General features: G+C 41.0%; 12 protein-coding genes and 1 rRNA gene. 1 reads left to right on the top strand and 12 read right to left on the bottom strand.

The window, feature by feature from the left end:
* The 3 genes from PV403_RS11070 to gyrA all read right to left on the bottom strand — a co-directional run.
* Positions 1-67 (bottom strand): 16S ribosomal RNA (locus tag PV403_RS11070); the annotation flags it as partial.
* A gap of 437 nt (positions 68-504) precedes the next feature.
* The gene (locus tag PV403_RS11065) at positions 505-1,617 is read right to left on the bottom strand and encodes an HD-GYP domain-containing protein (protein WP_332084594.1); all 1,113 of its coding nucleotides are present in this window, start codon (positions 1,615-1,617) and stop codon (positions 505-507) included.
* 158 nt (positions 1,618-1,775) lie between these two features.
* Positions 1,776-4,358, bottom strand: a complete 2,583-nt coding sequence (gene gyrA / locus PV403_RS11060) for a DNA gyrase subunit A (protein ID WP_332084593.1) — start codon at positions 4,356-4,358, stop codon at positions 1,776-1,778.
* 405 nt (positions 4,359-4,763) lie between these two features.
* Here gyrA and PV403_RS11055 point away from each other — a divergent pair, with 405 nt between their 5' ends.
* Positions 4,764-5,585: a YheC/YheD family protein gene (locus PV403_RS11055; protein WP_332084592.1), complete on the top strand. Its 822-nt coding sequence runs from the start codon at positions 4,764-4,766 to the stop codon at positions 5,583-5,585.
* 45 nt (positions 5,586-5,630) lie between these two features.
* Here the strand turns inward: PV403_RS11055 and gyrB are convergent, their stop codons facing one another.
* The 9 genes from gyrB to PV403_RS11010 all read right to left on the bottom strand — a co-directional run bounded on the left by gyrB (position 5,631) and on the right by PV403_RS11010 (position 16,744).
* Positions 5,631-7,541 (bottom strand): DNA topoisomerase (ATP-hydrolyzing) subunit B, encoded by a 1,911-nt coding sequence (gene gyrB, locus PV403_RS11050; protein ID WP_213530997.1) that lies wholly within the window; start codon positions 7,539-7,541, stop codon positions 5,631-5,633.
* Positions 7,542-7,684: 143 nt separating this feature from the next.
* Positions 7,685-7,933 (bottom strand): extracellular matrix regulator RemB, encoded by a 249-nt coding sequence (gene remB / locus PV403_RS11045; RefSeq protein ID WP_191802346.1) that lies wholly within the window; start codon positions 7,931-7,933, stop codon positions 7,685-7,687.
* A gap of 15 nt (positions 7,934-7,948) precedes the next feature.
* Entirely contained in the window at positions 7,949-9,061 is a 1,113-nt protein-coding gene (gene recF, locus PV403_RS11040; protein WP_332084591.1) for a DNA replication/repair protein RecF, read from the bottom strand.
* Between the two features lie 66 nt (positions 9,062-9,127).
* Entirely contained in the window at positions 9,128-9,346 is a 219-nt protein-coding gene (gene yaaA / locus PV403_RS11035; RefSeq protein ID WP_283771240.1) for a S4 domain-containing protein YaaA, read from the bottom strand.
* 33 nt (positions 9,347-9,379) lie between these two features.
* Positions 9,380-10,522 carry a DNA polymerase III subunit beta gene (dnaN, locus tag PV403_RS11030; RefSeq protein WP_213530993.1) on the bottom strand — a complete coding sequence of 381 codons (1,143 nt, stop codon included), beginning with the start codon at positions 10,520-10,522 and terminating at the stop codon, positions 9,380-9,382.
* 334 nt (positions 10,523-10,856) lie between these two features.
* Positions 10,857-12,203 (bottom strand): chromosomal replication initiator protein DnaA, encoded by a 1,347-nt coding sequence (gene dnaA, locus PV403_RS11025; RefSeq protein ID WP_160035495.1) that lies wholly within the window; start codon positions 12,201-12,203, stop codon positions 10,857-10,859.
* 595 nt (positions 12,204-12,798) lie between these two features.
* Complete coding sequence (gntK, locus tag PV403_RS11020; protein WP_332084590.1) at positions 12,799-14,346, bottom strand: gluconokinase; 1,548 nt, start codon at positions 14,344-14,346, stop codon at positions 12,799-12,801.
* A gap of 55 nt (positions 14,347-14,401) precedes the next feature.
* On the bottom strand, positions 14,402-15,763 hold the full coding sequence (locus tag PV403_RS11015) for a GntP family permease (protein ID WP_332084589.1): 1,362 nt from the start codon (positions 15,761-15,763) through the stop codon (positions 14,402-14,404).
* A 312-nt stretch (positions 15,764-16,075) separates the two neighbouring features.
* Complete coding sequence (locus PV403_RS11010) at positions 16,076-16,744, bottom strand: GntR family transcriptional regulator (protein ID WP_332084615.1); 669 nt, start codon at positions 16,742-16,744, stop codon at positions 16,076-16,078.
* Positions 16,745-16,821: the final 77 nt, after the last annotated feature.

Below are 16,821 nucleotides of genomic sequence, written 5' to 3'. Positions count from 1 at the left end.
GCTCGACTTGCATGTATTAGGCACGCCGCCAGCGTTCGTCCTGAGCCAGGATCAAACTCTCCAATAAAGTTATTGAAAAGAGCGATAAGCTCATTTAGAAAATGCTGACGAGAACTTAAAGTTCTCTATTCAATTTGTTATGACCAACAAATTAAATTTGTATTGATTCACTCACGAGTTTTACTTACATAAAACTCCTCGTTGTTCAGTTTTCAAAGATCAATCTCGCTAACAACTCTCTACGTTAGCAACTTTTATATCATATCATGTCCGGTTTAGAAATGCAAGCTTTTTTTTCAAAGTATTTCAACTTCGTTTTATGAAACTTGGTTATTCAGTGTGTTGCTTACTGGCTAACTTCTTGGCCGGAATTAGAATATACCATGCTGATAAAAATTATGCAAGTCTTTTTTTGAGAAAAACTTTTAATTCTATTTAGACTTCTTTTTAGATTAGAAAACCCCTGCTATTATACAACCGAAAAGCAGGGGTTTTCTATAATATTTATTTTTGTATTAACTCTCTAATATATAGCTGCCTCTGCGCTACTAGGTTAACAATCGTTCCTTCTACAGAAACCATAGGACGAGTTGGATGATCTCGATCTGTAAAAATGATTTCACCTATTCTTTCATCACTTAGGCGCACGATCGTTCCTTGATGGAACTGTGTTGCTCTCCGAATAAAAATCTGTACGATTTTGGGGTCAAGTTTTCCAAATGACTCAAGTAATATCTGTTCTAATACCAAATATGGTGACTGTGATTCTTTATATGGCTTATCCAAAGTCATAGCATGAAAGATATCCGCCACAGCTACAATTCTAGCATAAATATGAATTTGTTCACCAACCAGTTTAAGTGGATAGCCAGATCCGTCTATCTTCTCATGATGCTGCAGAGCAGTTAGTTTTACTCCATCATTAATTGCCTTTACTTGCTTAAGGATATTGTATCCGTATGTTGTATGTTTGCGTACCTCTTCTTCCTCTAAATTAGATAAGAGATTAGGACTCATTATTAATGATTGATCGATTTTACTATTACCTATGTTGTGCAGCAGACCCGCAAGAGCTACTTGGACCCAATCTTTTGAGGGCAACTTACACCACTGAGCTAATAAGTAGGATGTTAAAGCTGTGAGTACTCCATTGTGAAACATATATTCTTCTTTCTTAATAGAAGAAGGTACAAAATAAAGAACTTGGTATTTCTTAATATGTAAAATCAAAATTTCTAGTTGGGTACGAAGCTCGAATATCGGAATATCAAATGCTCCTGCTCCATTAAAAGCTTTCTTAATTAGTGTTATCATTTTATCGTATTCTTCATCAAATGATGTGAGTTCAGCTGATCGTACAATTTCTTCGAACTGAGCGTCTTCTTCCCTCTTCTGTTCTATCTCTTGTTTCTTACTATCTTGGGGTGGTGAGGAATTGTTTTGTTTAGTCTGATTACTATCGATATCTACCGTTTGAATGAGAAAAGCACGCAATATATCTAGATCACGCGGAAGTATTACTTTTCCTTTGGGAAGCAGCAATCCCCCTAAAGGTGTATGAACATCTTTAACTAATTTAGCTCCTGGTTTTAAATCGATGATCGACATCAACGCCATTTTTACTACCGCTCCGTTCTTATTACTTTAAAATTATAATGTTTTTACATTATATACCTTTTTTGTTGGTGTGTATATTGGTATTACAAAGATGGTTATTGCTCTCTCCATGCTCTATATGAAAAAAGAGCCTCCCATGACAGGAGACTCTTTTCCAATTATTCTTCTTCGGATTCTTCTTCCGATTCCACACTGCTCGTGTCTATATCCGTTTGATCCGTTACATTCTCTTCTGCATCCGTATCTGTATCAGACATTTCATCTGCTCCAGCAATGTTACCCTCGTTATCGAATTCACCGTCTTCTTCATCATTCTCTTCAGACTTATCTGTTCGACAAACTGTCGCTACAGAATCATTATCACGAGTATGAATCAGCTTAACCCCTTGAGTATAACGTCCCATTGTAGAGACACCTTCCATACTCATGCGAATCAGTGTACCGCTGGTTGTAATAATCATGAGATCCTCTTCTGTTTTTACAACTTTGAGGCTCACAACAGGACCATTCTTCTCCGTAACATTGATCGTCTTGATCCCTTTACCGCCACGAGTCTGAATACGATAGTCACCAACTGGTGTACGCTTACCGTAACCATTAGCCGTAACAATTAACACTTCTTGATCTGGATCAATGATATCCATACCAATAACCATGTCGTCAGGATCAAGAGTAATCCCCTTCACGCCAGTAGCACTTCTGCCCATGGAGCGAACATCACTCTCAGAGAAATGAATAGACATCCCTTGTGCTGTACCCATGATCATTTCTTGTTTTCCATCCGTCAGTTTTACCTCAATAAGCGAGTCATCTTCACGAAGATGAATAGCAATTAGGCCGCCCTTACGTATGTTTATATAATCCTCAAGCGGTGTCTTTTTCACTACCCCTTGCTTCGTAGCAAAGAACAGATATTTATCGCTCTCGAACTCTTCAACCTCAATAACGGCATTCACCGTTTCTCCCTGTTCAATCTGAATCAGGTTAATAATTGGGGTTCCTCTTGCTGTACGTCCTAATTCAGGGATCTCATAAGCTTTGAGACGGTATACTTTCCCCTTGTCCGTAAAGAACATGAGATAGTTATGGGTATTCGATACGAAAAGATGTTCAACAAAATCTTGATCCTTCGTATCCATACCAACAACGCCGCGTCCTCCCCGTCTCTGAGATCGATAAGTCGATACCGGCAAGCGCTTGATGTACCCTGTATGAGTGATTGTAACGATCACATCTTCACGAGGAATAAGATCCTCATCAAGAATGCTCTCCTCGCCAACCGTAATTTCGGTACGACGCTCATCAGCAAACCGATCCTTAATCTCCTGCAGCTCATCACTGATGATTTGAAGAACAAGATGCTCATTCGCCAAAATCTCTTTAAACTCCGTGATCTTAGCTAGAAGCTCATTATATTCATTCTCGATCTTCTCGCGTTCCAGTCCAGTGAGTCGTTGCAGACGCATATCGAGAATTGCCTGCGCTTGATCATGGCTTAATTCGAAACGATTAATCAGGCTTTCTCTTGCTGCTTCCGTCGTTGCCGAAGCACGAATAAGTGCAATAATCTCGTCGATATGATCAAGAGCAATTCGTAGACCTTCGAGAATATGCGCACGAGCCTCTGCTTTACGCAATTCAAACTCTGTACGGCGGCGAATAACAACAATCTGATGCTGCAAGTAGTGATACAACACTTCGCGCAAATTCAGTATTTTCGGCTCGTTATTTACGATAGCAAGCATATTGATACCGAAATTAGACTGCATGGAAGTATGCTTGTATAAATTGTTCAGTACTACATTCGGATTTACATCACGGCGAAGTTCAATAACAATCCGCATGCCGCTGCGATCTGATTCATCTCGAAGATCTGTAATACCTTCGATTCTTTTGTCACGAACGAGTTCTGCAATTTTTTCTACAAGTCGTGCTTTATTAACTTGATAAGGAATTTCATGCACAATAATTCGTGCTTTATTATTCACTTCTTCAATCGTTGTTTTAGCTCGCATTGTGACAGAACCGCGGCCTGTCTGATAAGCCTGTCTGATACCCGATCTACCCAGGATATATCCTGCAGTTGGGAAGTCTGGTCCATGAATATAATCCATCAGTTCCAGAGATGTAATCTCTGGATTTTTGATCATTGCTTGTACGCCATCAATAACCTCACCCAAATTATGCGGAGGAATATTGGTAGCCATACCTACGGCTATACCACCTACCCCATTTACCAGAAGGTTCGGATATCTGGCCGGAAGTACGATAGGTTCATGTTCCTCACCGTCATAGTTTGGCTGAAAATCAATGGTATCTTTATTGATATCACGAAGCATCTCCATTGCGATCTTGGAAAGACGTGCTTCCGTGTAACGCATAGCTGCCGCCATATCTCCATCAATGGAACCGAAGTTACCGTGTCCATCAACGAGCATATAACGTAGCGAGAAATCTTGAGCCATCCGCACCATTGTTTCATATACAGCAGAGTCACCATGAGGATGGTACTTACCGATAACCTCACCGACGATCCTTGCAGATTTCTTATAAGGTTTATCCGGTGCCATGCCGAGCTCTGACATTGCATACAAAATACGTCTGTGAACCGGCTTAAGCCCGTCCCTAACGTCAGGCAAAGCACGGCTGACGATGATACTCATCGCATAGTCCATAAAGGACTCACGCATCTCCACGCCTATATCACGGTCTTTAATTTGCGAGTTATTTTGATCCGCCATGCTGGACCTCCTTCTAGTCTATCAAAACCACATTGTTAAGCTGCCTTACGTTTAATCTTTATATAACTATAGCCTAACACGACTGTAGTACTCCTAAATTGACATCTATCCTATTACATAAGCCTTTACAAAAAGAGCATTATTAAACCTGCTCTATTTCTACATATCCATGCCGCTCCTAGGGAAGTGCCCTTCCTATTTCACAGCTAAGGAATACATTGTATTAATGCAGATGCCACCATTTCCTACAGGATTTCACCTGAGTCCACAGGAATCGCCATATTCCTCTATTATACCACTGTTTTTAGTCCTTGTCCTATGGATTTCCCTCAGTACTCTAACGCGCAAATCAATTTTATGTGGAAGTGGAAATGAATGAAGTGTTCACAGTAGAGGAGGTTTTTTGTGAGTATCCAGAAAGTTTCAAGTAAGTGGAAAAAGATGATGGTCCTTTTGAAAGATAAATATATTGCCCCCTTCCATCCTGAAACGAGAAAATATAGTCTTACTGCATTAGAACAAATGTGCCAAATCTACCGAACAGTTTATATTAAGCCAGAACAGGGTACCCATGGAAAAGGAATTATGAGGATTGAACGTACTTCTGAAGCTACGGACAACACGGATGAGCCAAGCAGTGAAGATGTAACTAAGGCGCCATATAAACTTCATTATGTAAAAAAGAAAGAGCTGTATTGCTCTATCGCTGACCTGCATAAAGCAATTCTTAAACGAACCTTGGGAAAATCTTATCTTGTCCAAAGAGGAATCCCCCTCCTGAAATATCAGCAACGCCCTTTTGACTTACGAGTGATGGTCCAGCGTAATTTGAGCGGAAATTGGGAAGCTACAGGAATAATAGGTAAAGTAGCAGCAAAAGGAAAAATTATAACCAATATCAATGGCGGGGGACGCATCGTATCTTTTGAGCAGCTAATGATGCCCTATCTCACCAAAGATCAGACGACAAATTTAAAAAAAGAACTTTTTTTGTTAGGGGTACGAACAGCAAAATGTATGGAAAAGACCTACCCTCGCATTAAAGAAATTGGACTAGATATTGCTCTTGATGGCCAAGTTAAACCATGGATTCTTGAAGTGAATACTTCTCCAGGTCTCTATGTGTTTGGTTACCTGCCCGATAAAAGCATCTATCGTAAAATCAAAAAGTACGCCACTGCCTATGGCAGACTTAAGCCAGCACCCAAATCGAAATCATCAAAATAGATATAAAAAAGAGGCCAAACTGGCCTCTTCTCTTTTTATTAGATACTATACGTCAAGGTTCTTAACGTATCTAGCATTTTCTTGGATAAAGTCACGACGTGGTTCAACGTTATCACCCATAAGGGTATCAAACATTGTATCAGCTAACATTGCATCGCCTATGGAAACCTGCAGCATTGTACGGCTTTCTGGATCCATTGTCGTTTCCCAAAGCTGTGTTGCATTCATCTCTCCAAGACCTTTATAGCGCTGCACGTTAACTTTTGCATTTTCGCCGAACTCACGAATAATGGCATCACGTTCTGCTTCTGAACCTGCATAACGGATCGTTTTATTACGCTCTACTTTGAAAAGCGGCGGCTGAGCAATATATACGTATCCTGCTTCGATAATTTTACGCATATAGCGGTAAAAGAAAGTTAGCAGGAGTGTACGAATATGAGCACCATCGACATCAGCATCTGTCATAATAATGACTTTGTGGTAACGTGCTTTTTCAATATCGAAATCGTCGCCAATCCCTGTTCCAAGAGCAGTGATAATAGCGCGAATCTCCGCATTAGACAAGATACGATCAAGTCTTGCTTTCTCTACGTTTAGAATCTTACCACGCAGCGGCAAAATCGCCTGGAAGTGACGATCCCGTCCTTGCTTTGCAGATCCCCCCGCAGAGTCACCCTCTACAATATACAGTTCGCTGATGGAAGCATCTTTGGAAGAGCAGTCGGCCAGTTTACCTGGCAGAGAGCTTACTTCTAGTACGCTTTTACGGCGAGTCATCTCTCTTGCTTTCCGAGCCGCTTCACGTGCTCGGGATGCTTGGAGCGCTTTATCTAGAATACGGCGGGCAGTAGAAGGATTCTCAATCAGGAACTCCTGCAGTTTTTCTGCGAATAAGGATTCCACGACGCCCCGAACTTCACTATTACCAAGTTTCGTTTTGGTCTGTCCTTCAAACTGAGGCTCAGGAATCTTAACCGAGATAATCGCTGTGAGTCCCTCACGTACATCATCACCAGTAAGATTGCTGTTATTGTCCTTAATAATACCGGTCTTCCGTGCATAATCATTGATTACGCGTGTCAAGGCACTCTTAAATCCAGACTCATGAGTACCGCCTTCATGTGTATTAATGTTATTAGCAAAAGAGTAGATATTCTCGGCGTAGCTGTCGTTGTACTGCAATGCTACTTCCACCTGAATACTCTCTCTCTGTCCTTCTACATAGATCGGCTGTTCATGGAGTACTTCTCTTTTATTATTCAGATATTGAACGTACTCCTTAATTCCGCCTTCGTAATGAAAAGAGTTAGAAACTCCTGTACGTTCATCGGTAATTCGAAGCCCAATTCCTTTGTTAAGAAATGCAAGTTCACGAATCCGAGTGAGCAACGTATTGTAATCATATTCAGTGGTTTCTGTAAAAATTTCATGATCGGGATAGAAGGTAGTCGTTGTTCCTGTTTCTTCTGTATCTCCGATTACTTTCACATCATACTGAGGAACACCGCGTTGATATTCTTGTCTGTAGACGTGCCCGTCTCTTTTTACGGTAACCACGACTTTACTCGACAATGCATTCACGACAGAAATACCTACCCCGTGAAGACCGCCCGAGACTTTGTATCCTCCGCCGCCAAACTTACCGCCAGCATGAAGTACAGTCATTACGACCTCAAGGGCTGACTTTTTCATTTTGGCCTGTTCACTTACGGGAATTCCCCGTCCGTTATCAACAACGGTAATGCTGTTATCTTCATGAATGGTAACATCAATCTGATCGCAAAAACCCGCTAGTGCTTCATCGATACTATTGTCCACGACTTCCCACACGAGGTGATGCAAGCCTTTTGCGCTGGTAGAGCCGATATACATCCCTGGACGTTTTCTGACAGCTTCAAGTCCCTCAAGGACCTGAATCTCATCTGCATCATATGCCGGTTGATTCATAGACATGCCTTTCACCTACTTCTCAAGATTAGAGTGTATCCAAGTGATGCTGATATGAGTGTATAAAATAAAAAAACTGACTGCGATATAAAAGTACCGCCTCCTTACTAACGGTTAGCAAGGTGACGATACTCGTGGGATAATTGCTTTTATATTTCAGATAATACGTTCGCTCTTTTTTTGAGTGTAGCAGAGGATATTGGAGAATAGTAAACTGTGCTTTTCGTTACAACAATCGACTTGGCTTCCTCTTCACCAATCTGTTCGATATTCTTCTCCTGTTTCGCGTACGTAACATACTGTTTGGAAATCTTCGAAGATTTCTCAATAGAGATATCAAAAATGGCTACGAGTTCAGAAGAGCGGATAATCTTGTCACCGCCCAGGTGAATATACATTGTCCGATCCTCTCCTTAACGTTCCACATGACCAGCGTCAACTTGATAGATGTATGCATCCTTCAGTTTGCTGGTATTGAGTGTCTCTATGCCTGTTGCGGTAATAAAGGTCTGCACCTTGCTCTGAAATGTTTCGATGAGCTGGGTCTGACGATACGGATCCAGTTCAGAAAGTACATCATCCAGAAGCAAAACAGGATATTCCCCTATTTCTTCCCGGATCAGTTCAATCTCTGCAAGCTTCAGGGATAATGCAGTTGTACGCTGCTGCCCCTGTGAGCCATAGGTTTGCACTTCACGTCCGTTGATGAAGAAGGATAAATCATCCCGGTGTGGTCCGGTAAGGGACATCCCCCGCCGAATCTCCTGATCCTTCGTTTGTGATAATTTTATCATAAACCGATCCAATAAGACAGCTTCATCTTCTTCCATAGGGTCTGCAAAGGAAGGCACATAGGCAAGTTCAAGCTTTTCCTTCCCCCCTGTGATCCCCTCGTGAATCGTTTCCGCCCACTTTTGCAGCTTCTTTATGAATTGTTTCCTTTTTTTTACGATTTTAACACCATGTTCTGCAAGCTGATCATTCCATACGGTCAGCATCACTTGCTGTGACTCGCCAGCACCGTATAATTGTTTGAGCAAATTATTACGCTGAACAAGAATTTTCTGATACTGCTGAAGATGATAAATGTATCCTGGAGCAACCTGACCGATCTCCATGTCAAGGAACCGGCGGCGAACCCCCGGTGTCCCTTTTACAATCTCGAGATCTTCTGGTGCAAACATAACTACATTCAAACTTCCAACAAAATCACTTAACTTTCGCTGTTCTAGTCCGTTAATCTTTGCTTTCTTTCCTTGTTGGGAAAGAGCAAGTTCAAGCTGAATCTTGCCATATTTTTTATCCACATGTGCACGGATGTTTGCACTGCCAGACTCAAAGCGAATTAATTCCTTATCTTTTGATGTACGGTGACTTTTCGTAAGAGCCAGTGCATAAATGGCTTCAACAAGATTTGTCTTCCCTTGCGCGTTTTGTCCTATGATGAGATTGACTGGACCAAAAGAGTCTAGTTTCAAATACTCATAGTTGCGGAAATGTTTTAGTTCGATATCAGTCACAAACACGCTCTATATCCTCCCTTGCCCCTCGCCCCTTTGAGGAAGCAGCGGGTGTTCACATCCTACTGCTGCCTATGCCTTTGCTTCTACCTCAAATGAGCCAGACCCTTCAACTTCAATCTGATCTCCAGGGTAAAGCTTGCGACCGCGACGTTCTTCAATTTCACCATTCACTTTGATCGCTTGATCTTGAAGAAGTGCTTTAGCCATACCTCCTGTGGATACACATTCAGACAGCTTAAGAAACTGGTCGAGCTTAATATATTCACTGTGGATAACTATTTTTTTCACGATAAACTTCCTCTCATGTGCATAACTTTTGCCTTAATTGGTTGTACGGTAAGGCAAAATAACATAAAGACTATTGCTGTTGTCTATAGGTTTCAGAATAATCGGACTCATGACTCCTGTAAAGGAAATCATCAGTTCTTCACTTTCAACGACTTTAAGAACATCCAGCATATATTTGGAGTTGAAAGAAATTTTCAGAGGTTCCCCTTTAAATTCTTTGAGCTCGAGTTCCTCACGTACCTTACCGAGTTCAGATGAACTGGACGAAATTTCAATATCGCCGCTTTCAAGTGTTTGCATGCGGACAATATTCGTTTTTTCCTCACGAGACAGCAAATAAGCCCGGTCAATCGACTCGCTTAGTTTTTTTGTATTCAAAACCAGTTCTGTTTTAAACGTCGTTGGAATAATTCTAGAAGTATCAGGATAAGTTCCATCCAGAATACGAGTGTAGAACAATACACGGTCAATTTTGAATAACACTTGATTATCAGCAACGACAATATCAACGAGTGTATTTTGATCAGGTACGATTTTACTGAGTTCATTCAGTGTTTTGCCGGAGATAACCACGTTGTGGAATTTAATCTCATCTGCTCCTTCGATGTGAGCGGAGCGTGTAGCAAGACGGTGACGGTCTGTTGCCACGAATTTGAACTCATTATCAGCAAGACTCCAAAGAACCCCTGTCAAAATAGGCGTTGTTTCGTGCGTGGAAATAGAGAACACCGTTTGTTTAATCATATTTTTAAGCAAATCTCCAGGAATAGAGACGGTTTGGTTCTCTTCAATGCTTGGCAGTACAGGGAATTCCTCTGGATCAAGGCCGACCAGCTGAATTTCTGTTGCTCCAGCAGAGATGTAGGTGTTGAAGTTCTCTTTCACTTCCATTTTGACTTCTTGAGAAGGCAGCTTCTTAATAATTTCGACAAAAAACTTAGCAGGTAAAACAACACTTCCTGCTTGTTCGACAGTAACTACACTTTTTCCATCCTCTTCAAGAGGGATAAAAGACTGAATTGAAATATCAGTATCACTTGCCGTAAGTGTAACGCCTTGATAGTTAACGTCAAACTTAATACCGCTCAGGATCGGAATTGTTGTTCTGCTAGAAATGGCTTTAGATACTTGCTGAATGGCATCATTCAGATAACTTTTCATTATGCTGATTTTCATAGTTACACTCCTTGGAAAAATGAATTCTTTTTTTTGAAGAGAGGTTTGAAGCTCTGGAACTTGCGATTAAATGATTCAAACTTAAAAAGTTGGTTATAAAAAAAGCTATACCGGCATAAATTAATTCATCGGTTTTTTAAAAATAGAGACTTTAAAACTAAGCTTTTTTGCAGTTCAATTTGTTGAGCTGAAAGCTTAGTTTATTTGGTGTAGTAATCTTTTAAAAAGAGTAGTAATAGTAATAGGGGCACTGAATATGTGGATAAGTGCCTTAAATGACATAAAATTAAGCCTATCCACATGTGTACAGATTGTGCATAGGCTTTGTACTTGTTCAAGTTGGGTTTTTAACTTTTTCGATAATACTGTTGATAACTTTAAAGAGCTCCTGATCGGTTTTAATGAGCTGTGATATCTTCTCGTGAGCATGGATGACCGTTGTATGGTCTCTTCCCCCAAATGCCTCTCCGATCTTCGGTAAAGAATAATCTGTCAGTTCTCTTGAAAGGTACATGGCAATCTGCCTTGGAAAAGCAACGGCCTTTGTCCGTTTTCTCGCCTTAAAATCCTCCATCTTCAAGTTGTAGTATTCTCCAACTTTCTGCTGAATATCTTGAATCGTAATAATTTTAGGCCGACTTGACGGAATGATGTCCTTTAGAGCTTCTGCAGCTAAATGAGTTGTGACATCTTGGTTCGTTAGAGAAGAGTAGGCTACCACACGTATTAGTGCTCCTTCAAGTTCTCTGATGTTTGTATCGATTTGATTCGCAATATACATCATGGCTTCGTTTGGAATATCCAAATTCTCTGCTCTCGCCTTTTTGCGTAAAATGGCTATTCTTGTCTCCAAATCCGGAGGCTGTATATCCGTAATAAGTCCCCATTCAAATCTTGAACGCAATCGTTCTTCTAGTGTTGGGATCTCTTTTGGAGGCCGGTCACTTGAAATAATGATTTGCTTACGTTCTTCATGCAGTGCATTGAACGTATGGAAAAACTCTTCTTGTGTTGATTCTTTCCCAGCTAAAAACTGAATATCATCGATCAGCAATATGTCTACGTTACGGTATTTATTCCGAAAATTCTCACCACGGTTGTCCCGGATGGAATTAATGAATTCATTCGTGAATTTCTCCGAGGAGAGGTAAACAACCTTACTACTGGGGTTGTGCTCCAAAATGTAGTGCCCAATGGCATGCATGAGGTGTGTCTTGCCGAGTCCAACTCCACCGTACAGGAAGAGAGGATTGTATGCTTTGGCCGGTGCTTCTGCTACGGCAAGTGAGGCTGCATGTGCAAACCTATTGCCAGGGCCAATGACAAACGTGTCAAAAGTGTACTTCGGATTAAGCATGTGAGACACAGCTTCCTCTTGAGTTACTGGAGGAGGAGTGAATACTTGCTGCGGATCCGGCTCAGCCGTCTTGTCTTCTTCTATAACAAATTTTACGTCCACTTGCTTTCCGAGCAGTTCGTATACAGTCGAACCGACAAGTTTCGTATAGCGGCTTTCCAGCCATTCTACAGCAAAGGTGGTTGGCGCTGAAATCACAATAGTTTGGTCAGTCAGTTTCGTCGCCTTCGTTGCTTTAAACCAAGTGTCGTAACTAGGCTTGCTTAGCTTCGTTTGTATGATCGATAGTATTTGCTGCCATAATTCGGAAGTATGGCTGTCCACAGACTGTCACTCCTTTTAATCTTCCAAATGTGGCCCAGTGCCATGAGTGGAATGTCGAAAAAAAATTTATATTGTAGAATTTATCCCCAATGTCCATAGGACGCTAAACAAAAAAAGAAGGAACAACGGAAAATTGTTCACAACTTTATCCACAGGCTGTTGATAATATTATGGATTGAAACATCTATTCACATCCAAAAGCAATATAATCATAGCAAAAGAAGTCTTATATTTCAACGTATCTCAGGATTTTATCCACAAATTCAATAACTTGTGTATAATTTTTAATCACAACACTACATATTGTTTATAAATTGTTTAGTTTTCGACAAGATCATTAAAAATCTGAAATCATTTATTCACAGGTTGTGCTTATAAATGATCAGTTGATGTTGGATAAGAGGGAAGATTAAGAGTCACTTGAGGCTTCTTTTCTCTGTGGATAACTGAAAAACGTAATAAATGTAATTGTAAATGGGGGGAAAGTTGACCCTAACCAGCAATACTAAATGTGACGACATTTTATTTATGAACAGACAAAAAGGAGCCGGTCAAAATGACCGGCTCCTTGATTTTTATATAAATAAAGGAGAACTTAGCTGGTAGTAGAGATATATTTGCGCTGAAACTTGGCCAGGTCCTCATACTCTTCTGTAAGCTTACGAGAGATACGGATAAAAATCGGAAGCAGCTCTTGATAGATATCGACCTGATCTTGATTAGGAGAGTGTGCATGTGTTGTTCCAACCATGTTTGTAACGACTTCTAGGGAATCTGCATGGCCTGTTGCGTATAGTCCAAGGACTACCGCTCCCAGACAAGAGCTTTCGAAGCTCTCTGGCACAACAACTTCCTGGTCAAAAATATCGGCCATCATTTGCCGCCATAGCGGGGAACGAGCAAATCCACCAGTGGCTAAAATTCGGCTTGGTTGTCCCATTTGTTCTTTCATGGCAAGCAGAACGGTATAGAGATTAAAAATAACACCTTCTAATACAGCGCGGATCATGTGTTCTTTCTTATGTTGCAGCGTAAGACCGAAGAAGGATCCTTTTGCATCTGGATTCCACAGAGGAGCTCTTTCACCTGATAAATAGGGGTGGAAAAGGAGTCCGTCTGCTCCTGGGGCTACTCGCTCAGCAATACGGGTGAGTACATCATAGGAGCTGATTCCAAGTCTTTTTGCCGTTTCTACTTCTGACGCGGCCATTTCATCACGTACCCAACGGAAGATCATGCCCCCGTTATTCACAGGTCCTCCGACAACCCAGTGATTCTCAGTCAAGGCATAGCAGAAGGTACGGCCCTTTACATCCGTGACCGGCTTATCTACAACGGTACGGATTGCACCGCTTGTACCGATCGTAGCTGCTACCTCTCCCGGGTGGATTGCCCCTACACCAAGATTGGAGAGTACACCATCACTTGCTCCTACAACAAAAGGAGTAGAAGGGCTTAGTCCCATTTCTTTTGCATAATAAGGATCAAGGCCTGTCAGCACATGTGTAGTAGGAACAAGCTGAGATAATTGTTCGGGAGTGATGCCGGCTATTTCCAGTGCTTCTTGGTCCCAATCCAGTCGCTGCAAATTAAACAGTCCGGTAGCGGAAGCAATAGAATGGTCTACAACATATTGATTGAACAGTCTTAAAGTGACGTATTCCCGAATAGATATGAATTTGGCTGCTTGATCAAAAATACTTTTTTGGTCATTTTTTAGCCAGATGAGCTTAGATAAAGGAGACATGGGATGAATGGGTGTTCCTGTTCTACGATATATTTCATGTCCATTCAGTTCTTCTTTTAATTTTCGCGCCCATACATTACTTCGATTATCCGCCCATGTAATACATGGTGTCAGAGGAAGTCCGCTTGCATCCATAGCAATTAGGCTGTGCATAGCAGAGCTAAAAGAGGCGAACAAAACCTGCTCTGGTAAGATCCCGCTTTCTGACATCACCGCTTTGACCGTATGGATTACAGCAGACAAGATTTCATCTGGATTCTGAACAGCCGAGTCAGGAACAGGCGTGAGAAGAGGATACTCCTCACTCGCCTTTGCTATAACCATTCCATTTTTCTCGAAAAGCACTGCTTTTGTACTTGTCGTTCCAATATCAATGCCGATCATATATGAGTTCATATTTGGAGGCCTTCTTTCTATAAGCTATTACCAATAATAGAGGTAAGAGTAGCAGTTAAATAACGATACTTAACAATAAAATCAGGACAAGTGCGACGACAGAAAGTAAACTTTCCATGACAGACCATGTCTTAAGGGTTTGAGGTACCGTCATATTGAAAAATTCTTTAATCATCCAGAATCCCGCATCATTCACATGGGAAAGGAAAACGGATCCTGCTCCAGTAGCGAGAACCACAAGTTCTACACTAGCACCTGGTGAAAGTGCGAGGACAGGAGCAACAATACCAGCAGCAGTGGTCATCGCGACAGTAGCTGATCCTGTTGCTACACGAATTAGAGCGGCAACAAGCCAAGCAAATAATATAATATTGATATTCATACTTGTAGCGAGTTCTGCAATAGCTGCACCGACACCACTATTAATAAGTACTTGTTTAAAAGCACCGCCGGCACCGATGATCAGAATAATGCTTGCAGTCGGCGCAAGACATTCACTTGTAAACTTGGAAATTTCATTTTTGTTGAATCCCCGAGCAAACCCAAGAGAAAAGAGAGCGAATACGACAGAAATAAGAAGGGCGATAACCTCATTACCAATAAACTCTAGAAAATGAGAGAAACCATGAACACCTTCCGGATCTACAATCAGTGCGATGGATCCAGCTAGCATCAGGATAACAGGCAGTAAAATCGTAAGCAATGTAATACCGAAACCAGGAAGTTCACGTTCACTTTTTAATGAAAATTGTTCTGCAAGTTCGGTTGGCGGAGCTACATCGACTCTCTTGCTAATAAAATTAGCAAATACAGGACCTGCAATAGCTGCAGTCGGCAGTCCCACTAAGAGAGAATACATAATGGTTTGTCCTAAGTTAGCACCGAATGCTTCAATAGCAATCATAGGCGCAGGGTGAGGAGGAACAAGTCCATGTACAGTAGAAAGACCCGCCAAAATTGGGATCCCGATCTTCAGAATAGATAAACCTGTTTTTCTTGCTACCGTGAATACAATCGGGATAAGAAGAATCAGACCAACTTCAAAAAATACAGGAATACCAACAATAAAACCAACAATCATCATGGCCCAGTGGACCCGTTTTAATCCAAAACGATCAACGAGAGTAGTAGCGATTCGTTCTGCCCCGCCGGACTCTGCCATCATTTTGCCTAGCATTGTACCCAGCCCGATCACAATTGCAATCGTGCCGAGCGTTCCGCCAACTCCGCTTGTAATAGATGTTACAACATCTTGTGTATTCATGCCTGTGAGAAGGCCCAAAATTAATGCGGCAATCAAAAGTGATACAAACGGATTCCATCGGTATTTGGAAATAAGTATAACTAAAAATACGATAGTGAGAAGAGTCCATACCAGCATTGTTGCTGTATGACTAAGGCCAAAGATGCTTTCCATGATGAATGTTCTCCTTTTTGATGGGATTTATAGTAGAGGAGGAATCCTCTATTTAGAAATAAGTGCGCTTACAAAAATCTCTGTCATTCGACATATCGCCAATTTGTATACTTGTCGACAACTTTTAGGAGAGAAAAAGCACATATTCTGCACCAGTCTCTTGAATATAAGCTGCATGAATAATCAATTTCATAACTCATAAAAACGATAAATTTGGAACTATATAGACAAATAGAACCATTTTGATCTATATATCACCTTGATGAAAGCAACTAAAGGTATTATGAAATTGATTTGCATTAAAAAACATTCCTAAAAAGTTTTATGCAGTGTTTGTCGTGAATCTGTAAAGTAGATCCTGACTTCATTTGCTACAATCTCGGGGTCTTTGGAAGCAAGACCTTTCATTAACTTATGGTGTTTTTGAATGACAGCTTTAATACGTTCTTCGCCATGGGAGAAAATCTCTTCGGTTGTAAGTAAAAGCAACGTCATAATAATCTGCCGAATACTTTTCCAAAGATGTAGAATTCGAGTATGATTTGCTTCGATAATAAGCGTCTCATGAAACTGGAAATCAAGATAAGCAAATTCAATAAAATCGGAATGTCTCATTGCAAGTTCCATTTTATCGATGATTTGCTGCAGTTTTGTCAACAGATCATAAGGCAGTTGCTTCGCTAAATTCTCTTGAACGAAACTTTCAATCAGGTACCTTACATCATAAAGCTCGTCCTTATCTTTTGAGCTTAGTCCAAGAACTACGGCACCCATCCGCTCTAAGCTAATTAAGCCCTCGTTTGAAAGCGTTTTAAACGCTTCTCTCACAGGGGAACGACTACTTTTAAACTGAGCAGCAATTTTATTCTCGGATAAGATTTCTCCCCTTGCGATCGTACCATCAATAATTTGCAAACGTAAATCGCTTACAATTAACTCTCCTAAAGAATTGCCTTCAAGCCAAGCAGAAGGATAACGCATCATATAACTCTCCTATTCATACACTAAACTTCTTTTATCTTCATGATAACGAACAATAGTGTTAGTCGGCAATAAAT

It is taken from the genome of Paenibacillus sp. GYB006 (assembly GCF_036577645.1).
In the GTDB taxonomy this organism is placed as follows: Bacteria; Bacillota; Bacilli; order Paenibacillales; family Paenibacillaceae; genus Paenibacillus.
Note: the sequence above shows the minus strand (reverse complement) of the source record. Positions and strands in the feature narration are given on the sequence as shown.